Origin of the sequence: Oceanicola sp. S124 (assembly GCF_000220565.1) — a bacterium.
Taxonomy (GTDB): domain Bacteria; phylum Pseudomonadota; class Alphaproteobacteria; order Rhodobacterales; family Rhodobacteraceae; genus Pseudooceanicola.
The window spans coordinates 1-9,148 of sequence record NZ_AFPM01000264.1; the positions used below are offsets into that span (position 1 = coordinate 1).

General features: G+C 65.7%; 9 protein-coding genes. 7 read left to right on the plus strand and 2 right to left on the minus strand.

Going from position 1 to position 9,148, the window contains the following annotated elements:
- From OS124_RS0117695 to OS124_RS0117715, 5 genes are all read left to right on the plus strand, one after another.
- A partial coding sequence (locus OS124_RS0117695) for a Gfo/Idh/MocA family protein (protein ID WP_010141190.1) occupies positions 1–1,174 on the plus strand: 1,174 nt, incomplete at its 5' end.
- On the plus strand, positions 1,174–2,058 hold the full coding sequence (locus OS124_RS0117700; RefSeq protein ID WP_010141191.1) for a carbohydrate ABC transporter permease: 885 nt from the start codon (positions 1,174–1,176) through the stop codon (positions 2,056–2,058). The genes OS124_RS0117695 and OS124_RS0117700, both read left to right, overlap by 1 nt.
- Complete coding sequence (locus tag OS124_RS0117705) at positions 2,055–2,915, plus strand: carbohydrate ABC transporter permease (RefSeq protein ID WP_040607512.1); 861 nt, start codon at positions 2,055–2,057, stop codon at positions 2,913–2,915. The genes OS124_RS0117700 and OS124_RS0117705 overlap by 4 nt, the downstream gene beginning before the upstream one ends.
- Positions 2,916–3,012: 97 nt before the next feature.
- Positions 3,013–4,221, plus strand: a complete 1,209-nt coding sequence (locus OS124_RS0117710; RefSeq protein WP_010141193.1) for an ABC transporter substrate-binding protein — start codon at positions 3,013–3,015, stop codon at positions 4,219–4,221.
- A 72-nt stretch (positions 4,222–4,293) separates the two neighbouring features.
- Complete coding sequence (locus OS124_RS0117715) at positions 4,294–5,421, plus strand: ABC transporter ATP-binding protein (protein ID WP_010141194.1); 1,128 nt, start codon at positions 4,294–4,296, stop codon at positions 5,419–5,421.
- Between the two features lie 73 nt (positions 5,422–5,494).
- On the opposite strand, the gene OS124_RS0117720 is transcribed toward OS124_RS0117715, so the two are convergent.
- Together OS124_RS0117720 and OS124_RS0117725 are read right to left on the minus strand one after the other, a co-directional pair.
- The gene (locus OS124_RS0117720) at positions 5,495–6,586 is read right to left on the minus strand and encodes a D-TA family PLP-dependent enzyme (protein ID WP_010141195.1); all 1,092 of its coding nucleotides are present in this window, start codon (positions 6,584–6,586) and stop codon (positions 5,495–5,497) included.
- Complete coding sequence (locus tag OS124_RS0117725) at positions 6,586–7,095, minus strand: hypothetical protein (RefSeq protein WP_010141196.1); 510 nt, start codon at positions 7,093–7,095, stop codon at positions 6,586–6,588. The genes OS124_RS0117720 and OS124_RS0117725 overlap by 1 nt, the downstream gene beginning before the upstream one ends.
- 149 nt (positions 7,096–7,244) lie before the next feature.
- Between OS124_RS0117725 and OS124_RS0117730 the strand changes: the two genes are divergently transcribed.
- Together OS124_RS0117730 and OS124_RS0117735 are read left to right on the plus strand one after the other, a co-directional pair.
- Complete coding sequence (locus OS124_RS0117730) at positions 7,245–8,108, plus strand: MurR/RpiR family transcriptional regulator (RefSeq protein ID WP_010141197.1); 864 nt, start codon at positions 7,245–7,247, stop codon at positions 8,106–8,108.
- 59 nt (positions 8,109–8,167) lie between these two features.
- A partial coding sequence (locus tag OS124_RS0117735) for a family 20 glycosylhydrolase (RefSeq protein ID WP_010141199.1) occupies positions 8,168–9,148 on the plus strand: 981 nt, incomplete at its 3' end.

Below are 9,148 nucleotides of genomic sequence, written 5' to 3' on the forward strand. Positions count from 1 at the left end.
GGGACTTGCCATGAAAGTCGGCATCGTCGGGCTGGGATATCGACTTGGATACCTGGGCCAGGTCTTCACGCAGATGGACCCGGAATTCGAGATCGCGGGCTATGTCGATCCCGCCCCCGTGGGCATGGAGAACCTGAAGAAGCACGGGATCTCTGCCGGCAGGCAGTACGGGACCGTCGAAGAGCTGCTGAAGGGCGAAAGCCTGGACCTGCTGATGGTCGGTTCGCCCAACCACATGCACCTCGACCACATCCGCGCGGGCTTCGAGGCCGGCGTGAAAGTCTTTTCCGAGAAGCCGGTGGTCACCACCACCGAGGACACGCTGAAGATGGCGGCGCTGCTGGCGAAATACGGGCGCGAGAACCTGCTGATCGGGCTTGTGCTGCGCTACGCTCCCCTCTACCGCGACCTGCGCGCGGCACAGGCGCGGGGCGAGCTGGGCGACGTGGTCTCGATCGAGGCCAGCGAACACATCCCCCCCTACCACGGCGCCTTCTTCATGCGCGACTGGCGGCGCTACGACCGTTACGCCGGTGGCTTCATGCTGGAGAAGTGCTGCCACGACATCGACCTCTATAACGGCGTCATCGGCGCGCGACCCGAGCGGGTCAGCAGCTTCGGCGGCCGCCGCACCTTCATCCCCGCCAATGATCCCGGCAATCGCGGGATCAACGACATGGAAGTCTACCACCGAAAGCCCTCGGGCTGGAACGGGACGGACAAGGTCTTCGACAGCGATGCCGAGATCATCGACTACCAGGTCGCCATCGTCGAATACGCCAATGGCGCGGCGCTGAGCTTCCATACCAACCTGAACGTGCCCGACGATTTCCGCCGTTTCGCGGTGATCGGCAGCCAGGGCATGGCCGAGGGCGATTTCGTCCGTGGCTTCCTGAACGTGACCGACAGCCACACCAGCCAGCCGCTGATCCGCAAGACCTACGAGGCCTCCGCCCTGTCGCAGCACTACGGCGCGGACGAGGAGATGGCCAAGGGCGTCATCGCGGCGGTGAAGACCGGCGCCGAACAGCCCGTGTCGGTGCTGGATGCGCTGGAGGCCGGTTTGCTGGCGATCACCATGGACGAGGCCCGCGCCGCGCGCCGGGTGATCGACATGGCCCCGGTCTGGGACAGCTACGACGAGGCGCTGGCCTCCGGAAAGGTGGTGGCCTGATGCCCGGACAGAAGTCAGCCGTCCTGTTTGCCTGGATCCTGCTGATCCCGGCGCTTCTCTACGTGGCGGCCATCGTCGCCTATCCGCTGGTCGATACCTTCCACCTCTCGTTCACCGATGCCTCTCTGCGCAAGACGACCAACTGGGTCGGCTGGAAGAACTACCAGAAGATCTTCGACACCGAATTCGCCGAGATCATCGGGCGCACCTTCGTCTGGACCTTCCTGTCGGTCTCTCTGAAGATGATCATCGGCACGGGCGGCGCGGTGCTGCTGAACGCCGCCCTGCCCGGCCGTGCCGTCTTCCGCATCCTGACCATGCCGCCCTGGATCGTGCCGATGGCCATCGGCATCTTCATGTGGGGCTGGATGTACAACGGCCAGTTCGGGATGATCTCGGGCCTGTTGCAGCGCTTCGGCCTGTCGGACGGGCCGGTGGCCTTCCTGGCTTATGGCTCCACCGCCTTCTGGGCGACGATCATCACGGATGTGTGGATCGGCGTGCCCATGGTGACGATGTACATGCTGGCCGCGATCCAGTCGGTGCCCGTCGACCTGCACGAGGCCGCCTGGACCGATGGCGCCAGCCGCTTCTACCGCCTGCGCCGGATCACCCTGCCGATGATCTTCCCGGCGGCGATAACCATGTCGATGATCTCTCTCATCTCGACGTTCAACAGCTTCGACATCATCTGGATCCTGACCCAGGGCGGCCCGTCGGGCTCGACCACCACGATGATCATCGACACCTATTCCACCGCCATCGGCTCGAAGAAGTTCGGTGAGGGCGCGGCCCGCGCGGTGGTGATCTGCCTGTTCCTCTCGGCCTTCGCGATCCTCTACTTCCAGGCCGTCACCAAACTGTCCCGGAGGATGACGACATGATGAAGAAAAACGCCATGATCGACCGCTACCGCTGGTGGGAAGTGGTCCTGATGTACCTCGGTATCGCGGTCTTCCTCTTCTTCATCCTGGCGCCCTTCATCGAGGGCTTCCTGGTCTCGCTGAAGCCGCTCGGCCTGCTGTTCTCGACGCCCTACAAGTTCATCCCCGAGAACGGCTCCTTCAAGGCCTACGTGACGATGTGGGAAAGCGTGCCGGGCTTCGCGCGCTACATCTTCAACTCGTTCTTCATCTCGACGGTGATCACCCTGGTGGTGCTGATCCTCGTGGTGCCGGCCTCCTATGCCTTCGCCCGGATCAAGTTCAAGGGCGCGGGCTCGCTGCTCGGCGGCTTCCTGGCGGTGAACATGTTCTCGGGCGCGGTGCTGCTGATCCCGCTGTTCCGGCTGATGCGCAGCTATGGCCTGCTGAACACCTACTGGTCGATGATCGTGCCCGGCGTGGCCTTCCTGATCCCGACGGCGATCTGGCTGCTGTCGACCTACATGAAGCGCATCCCGCGCGAGCTGGACGAGGCCGCCTATGTCGACGGAGCGGGTCACTTCTACATCCTGCGCCGGGTGATCCTGCCGCTGGCCATGCCCGGCATCATCGTGGTCGCCATCACCACCTTCATCGGCGCCTATGCCCAGCAGTTCATCTTCGCGCTGACCTTCAACTCGAAGACCGAATTCATGCCGCTTCCCATCGGCCTCTTTGCCTACTTCGGCCGCCAGGAAGTCATCTGGAACGAGCTCATGGCCGCCTCCTTCGTCGGCATCGCCCCGGCCATGATCCTGATCTTCGCGCTGCAACGGTATCTCGTCGCCGGCCTGACCGCCGGGGCGGTCAAACAATAAGCCGACAGTCGCGGACCAACCCGCGCCCCGTCCGGGGCGCAAAGCGGGCCAGAAGGCCCAGAGGCCCGAAAAGGGCACCAACAGGAGAGAGAAGACAATGACCAAGACCCTGCTGCGCACCGGCGCCGCGCTTGCCGCCCTGGTGGTAGCCGCGCCCGCAATGGCCGAAGAGATCACCATGATCGTCTGCGGCGACACCATGGACCCGATCCACGACAAGTATATCGCCGAGTGGGAGGCCCAGAACGACGGCTGGACCGTCGCCCCCGAGGTCGTCGGCTGGGGCCAGTGCCAGGACAAGGTGACCACCCTCGCCGTCGCCGGCACCCCCGTGGGCCTGGCCTATGTCGGCTCGCGCACCCTGAAGGAGTTCGCCGAGTTCGGCCTGATCGAACCGATCCCGATGACCGAGGAAGAGAAAGCCTCGTACTACCCCAACGTGGTCGGCACCGTGACCTACCAGGGCGAACAATGGGGCGTGCCCGTCGCCTTCTCGACCAAGGCCTTCTACTGGAACAAGGACCTCTTCGAAGAGGCCGGTCTTGACCCCGAGACCCCGCCCGCGACCTGGGAAGAGGTGATCGCCGCCGCCAAGGCCGTGACAGAGAACACCGACTCCGCCGGTTTCGGCCTGGTCGCCAAGACCTTCGACAACACCATGCACCAGTTCCTGCACTGGGTTTACACCAACAACGGCCAGGTGGTGGATGACGAGGGCAACATCGTCCTCGACAGCCCCGAGGTGCTGGCCGCGCTGGAAGCCTACAAGGCCCTGGTGCCCTACTCGGAAGAGGGCCCGACCGCCTACGAGCAGAACGAGGTCCGCGCGATCTTCCTCGACGGGGGCGTCTCGATGATGCACGCCTCGATCGGCGCCGTGTCGCGCCTTGCCGACACGGACATCAACTGGGGCGTCGCCAACCTGCCCCTCGGCCCCGAGGCCAAGGGCCCCGGCACCCTGCTGATCACCGACAGCCTTGCCGTCTTCTCGGGCACCGGCGTCGAAGAGCAGGCGATCAGCCTGGCCAAGTTCCTCACCGCGCCCGCCGCGCAGGAGGAATACGACCTCAACGCCGGTCTGACCCCGCTGCGCCCCTCGCCCACCATCGACGCGCTGGTCGAGGAACAGCCCTACTGGGCGCCCTACATCGAGGGCATCGAGTTCGGTGGCCCCGAGCCGCTGTTCACCGATTACCGCGCCTTCCAGAACATCATGATCGAGATGGTGCAGTCGGTCGTCACCGGTGACGCCGAGCCCGCTGACGCGCTGGCCAAGGCCGACGCGGCGCTGAAAGAGCTGGAATAATCCCGGACCCCTTCCCGGGTTCTCAGGTGCGGACCTTCGGGTCCGCACCCCATGTTGAGAAAGGAACTTCCCTTGGGACAGCTGGCCCTGAGCGGTGTCAAGAAGCGCTTCGAGAAACTTGAGGTGATCCACGGGATCGACCTCGACATCAAGGACGGCGAATTCGTCGTCTTCGTCGGCCCCTCGGGCTGCGGCAAATCCACCCTGCTGCGGATGATCTGCGGGCTTGAGGAAATCACCGAGGGCGATTGCACCATCGACGGTACGCGGGTCAACGACCTGCCCCCCGTCAAGCGCGGCATCGCCATGGTGTTCCAGAGCTATGCGCTCTATCCCCATATGTCCGTCTTCGAGAACATCGCCTTTCCCTTGCGGGTCGAGAAGCGGCCCGAAGCCGAGATCAAGGAGAAGGTCGGCCGCGCCGCCGCCGTCCTTCAACTGGAAAACCGCCTGCACCAGAAGCCGGGCAACCTGTCGGGCGGTCAGCGCCAGCGGGTGGCCATCGGCCGCGCCATCGTGCGCGAACCCTCGATCTTCCTCTTCGACGAGCCGCTGTCCAACCTCGACGCCGCCCTGCGCGCCGAGATGCGGATCGAACTGACGGCGCTGCACCAGAAGCTGAAGGCGACGATGATCTACGTCACCCACGATCAGGTGGAAGCCATGACCATGGCCGACCGCATCGTGGTGCTGGACGGCGGCAGCATCAGCCAGGTCGGCGCGCCGCTCGAGCTTTATCACAAGCCCGCCAACCTCTTCGTCGCCGGCTTCATCGGCAATCCGAAGATGAACTTCATCCCCGGCACCTGCACCGAGGTCAGCCCCGCAGGCGCCACGGTCGAGCTGGTCACCGGCAGCACCGTCACCGTCCCCGTGACCGCCGCAGGCATCCTGAAAGGCCAGCCCGTCACCCTCGGCATCCGCCCCGAGCACCTGACCCAGGGCGCCGGAGACGTCAGCCTGCAGATCACCCCGACCGTGGTCGAGCACCTCGGCGTCAACACGGTGACCTATGCGGATCTCGACGGCGTCGGCAATGTCTCGGCCCTGCTGTCGGGCTCTGCCGACGTGGCGCCGGGCAAGCCGGCAACGCTGGCCTTCTCGGCTGCCGACTGCCACCTCTTCGACGCGGAAGGCCAGGCGCTTGAGCGTCGGGTCGACAGCGCCATGCCCATCCCCGCGGCCGCCAGCGCGGGCTGAACCCCGAAGATCCCCTTCGGCAAACTGAAAAGGGAGCGGCTCTGCCGCTCCCTTTCTTTGTCTCCGGCTTTCGTTACCAGACCGTGCCGCGCGCCGCGACCTCCAGCACCCGGGTCACCACCTCGCCGTCATGAAAGACCATGCGGTCGTACATGTTGGTCACGACGCAGGTGTGGTTGGGGATGATGCGCACCTGTTCACCGACTTCTGGCCGACGGCCCTCGACCGCGCTCAGATCCACCACGCCGTGCTCTTCCGACAGCCCGGTGATCCGCGCCGCCGGATAGGCCTCGATCAACCCGAAGTCCTCGAAGCCCAGCAGATCCGAGGTCAGCGCCTTCGAGCCGGTGTCCAGCACCGCCCTGTCCGGCGTGGGCCGCGAGACCACGGTGGCCAGCACATGCATGGCGCAGTCCTCCAGCGTCGCGTGCCCCGCCCGCACCATGGCCCGGTCGTTGTAGACATAGGTGCCCGCCCGGTGCTCGGTGGCCGAGGGGATCTCTCCGGCCTTGAAGAAGTCGGGTGTGCCGCCGACCGTGACCACCGGGCAGGCGATGCCAGCTTCGGAAAGCATGGCCAGCGTCGCCGCCATGAAGGCCTCGACCTGCGCCGCGCCGCCGGGACCGGGATAGGTCATCAGCCCGCCGAACCGCAGCCCCTCCGCCGCCGCGATCACCTGCGCCAGGGCAAAGGCCGCCTCGGGGCTCTGCACCCCGCAGCGCGCGCCGCCAGTGTCGCATTCGACCAGCACCGTCAGCGGGGCATCGGCGCTGAAGGTCGCCGCCAGCCCCTCGACGACCACGGCGCTGTCAGCGGTCACGGACAGCTTCGCCACCTTGCCGTTCAGCGCCTTCAGCCGCGCCAGCCGGGCGGGGCCGAGGATGTTGTAGGTGATCAGGATGTCGTCAAAGCCTGCCTCGGCGAAGACCTCGGCCTCGGTCACCTTCTGGCAGTTGATGCCACAGGCGCCAGCCTCGATCTGCATCCGCGCCACCTGCGGAAGCTTGTGGGTCTTGATATGGGGGCGAAAGGCGCGCCCCAGCCCGTCAAGGAACCCCTGCCCGCGCGCGATATTGGCCGCCAGACGACGCTCGTCGATCACCGGCAGGGGTGTCATCACCTGCGACAGGGGCGTGCCCGGCTCGGGCCAGACATCGGCCATCATCAGTGACCCTCGTAGGGCAGGTAGCCGACGAAGCCCGCGATCTTCCAGCCATCGGCGGTTTCGCGACAGATATAGAGCGTCTGCCACAGCAGCCGGTCCTCGCCGCCATCCTTGCGCTGGATGCGGCCATCGAACTTCTTGCGCACCAGCGCGGCCGAGCCGTCGATCTCGATCTCTTCCAGCTTGGTCGCGGTGAAGATGGCGGTGCGGGCATCCTCGGCATACTCGGTGCCCTGCCCCTCTTTCGCCTGCCGCAGCCACTCGTCGCGGTAGGCCTCCAGAGAGGCGAAGGACAGCGACCAGTTCTGCGGATTCGCGTCGCGGTTGCCGTTCATGCCGGTGAAGTTTTCGGCCACGAAATCATCCGCGACCAGCGACCAGTCAGCCGCCAGATAGGCGGTGATATCGCGCGGCACCAGCATCTCCCAGATGGCGCGGCGGGCGGTGTCTCCCTCGGGGAAGGGGTTCTGGAACGGATCGCGCGGGGGCGCGGCACTCTCTGCTGTCATAGTGAAATTCTTTTCATGGTTTGCGGATTTTCCTAGGCAGTCTTGGCAAGCCATGCCAGAGTGTCAACGAAAATACGAAAATGATTTTCGGATCCGGGCGATTTCGCGCCGCGCCGCCGGGATCCGGATCAGCAAGAGAGTACCCCTTTATGGATATCTTCGCCACGCTGATGCAGGAGGGCCTGAAGCTCTCGCAATCCGAGCAGCGGCTTGCGGATATCGTGCTGCAGGATCTCGACTTCGCGGTCAATGCCTCGATCACCGACCTGGCCGCAAGGGCCGAGGTCTCGCCGCCCACCGTCACCCGCTTCTGCCGCCGCCTCGGCTGCAACAGCTTCTCGGACTTCAAGGTGACGCTGGCCAAGTCCTCTTACGTCGGCCTGCGCTACCTGCGCCCCGAGGCACGCTCCACCACCGCGCCCGAGGTGGCCGAGGATATCGTCACGAAGGCACAGAACGCGCTGTTCACGGTACACAAGCAGCTGGACCTCGCTGCGGTCGAGCAGGCCGCCAAGCTGCTGCGCGGCGCGGACATGATCTATGCCTTCGGGTCGGGCGGCAATTCCTCGATGATCGTGGGCGAGATGCAGAACCGCCTGTTCCGTCTGGGCTGCCGCATCACCGCCTCGACCGACCACGGTATGCAACTGATGCAGGCCTCGGCGGTCAGCCCGCGCGACGTGCTGGTCGGCAGCTCCTTCTCGGGGCGCAACGCGGAACTGGTGCGCTGCTTTGCCCTGGCACGGGACCAGGGCGCGAAGACCATCGCGCTGACCCAATCGAACTGCCCCGTGGCCGAGGCCGCCGATATCGTGCTGGCCGTCGACCTGCCGGAGGGAGAGAACATCTTCCGCCCCACCTCGACCCGCTACGCCATGCTCGCCGTGCTGGATATCCTGGCCAACCTGGTGGCCTACCAGGACCGCACCGCGACCGCCGCCACGCTGCGCCGGATCAAGGAAAGCCTGATCCGTCACCGCGATGGCGACGACAGCCAGCTTCTGGGCGACTGACCCCCAGGACCAAGCAGCCCGAAGCCAACAACCAAGATCCCAACAGTCTCAGAGGTTCCATGTCTTCTTATCGCCTGGAAAACACCTGGTCGCCCGAACCGGCGCCCTTCGGCACGCTCAAAGTCACCCTGTGGAACCTGTCCGAGACGCCGCTGTCGGACTTCCGCATCGCCTATACCTCGCTCACCCGCGCGATGAAGCCCTTCACCGTCAAGGGCGCCGAGCTTGAGCTGCGCGATGCCAACTACCACCGCTACGCGCCCCCCGCCGATCTTGTGGTCGCCCCCGGCGAAAGCTGGAGTTTCGAGGTCACCAACCTCAACCGCGACCCGCGCCACATCACCGACGGTGCCAAGTCGGCCATCCTGACGCTGGACCCGGCGGGCGCGAGAACCCATGTCGAGGTCGAGGTCTCGGACCTTTACCCCGAGGGCCGCGAGCTGGTCGAACCCGGCCCCCTGCTGCCCGAGGGCAAGCTGACCGAACCCTTCGCCATCCTGCCCTGGCCCGCCGCGCTGGAACTCGAGCCGGGCGAGACGCCGCTGGCGCTCTGCCCCGCACCGGGGGCGTCGCGCGAAGCCCTCGCGGCCTTCAGCCAGGTCGAGGCCCTGCACCGCCGTCTCTACCCCGAGGACCGCACCGTCCTGTCGATGACCCCGATGCCCGGCACCCGCGCCGTCGCCATCGAGAAGGGCGGAGACTTCGAGGAAGGCGCCTATGCGCTTGAAATCGCAGAGGTGATCTCCGTGAAGGCCGCCGATGACGACGGCATCCGCCACGGTCTGATCGTGCTGGCGCAGATGCTGCATGGCGCGACGGTCGATGCCGCCTCCTTCCGCTTCCCAGCTTCCGGCACCCTCACAGACGCGCCGCGGTACAGCTGGCGCGGCAGTCACCTGGATGTCTCGCGCCAATTCTGGGATGCGGATGACGTGACCCGTTTCCTCGACATCCTCGCCTGGCACCGGATGAACATCTTCCACTGGCACCTCACCGATGACGAGGGCTGGCGGATGGAGGTCAAGGCCTACCCCGCCCTG

What these genes read in the sequence shown, in the direction of transcription:
- OS124_RS0117700 (WP_010141191.1), top strand. Translation starts at nt 1,174, where the DNA reads ATGCCCGGACAGAAGTCAGCCGTCCTGTTTGCCTGGATCCTGCTGATC.
- OS124_RS0117705 (WP_040607512.1), top strand. Translation starts at nt 2,055, where the DNA reads ATGATGAAGAAAAACGCCATGATCGACCGCTACCGCTGGTGGGAAGTG.
- OS124_RS0117710 (WP_010141193.1), top strand. Translation starts at nt 3,013, where the DNA reads ATGACCAAGACCCTGCTGCGCACCGGCGCCGCGCTTGCCGCCCTGGTG.
- OS124_RS0117720 (WP_010141195.1), bottom strand. Translation starts at nt 6,586, where the DNA reads ATGATGGCCGATGTCTGGCCCGAGCCGGGCACGCCCCTGTCGCAGGTG.
- OS124_RS0117725 (WP_010141196.1), bottom strand. Translation starts at nt 7,095, where the DNA reads ATGACAGCAGAGAGTGCCGCGCCCCCGCGCGATCCGTTCCAGAACCCC.
- OS124_RS0117730 (WP_010141197.1), top strand. Translation starts at nt 7,245, where the DNA reads ATGGATATCTTCGCCACGCTGATGCAGGAGGGCCTGAAGCTCTCGCAA.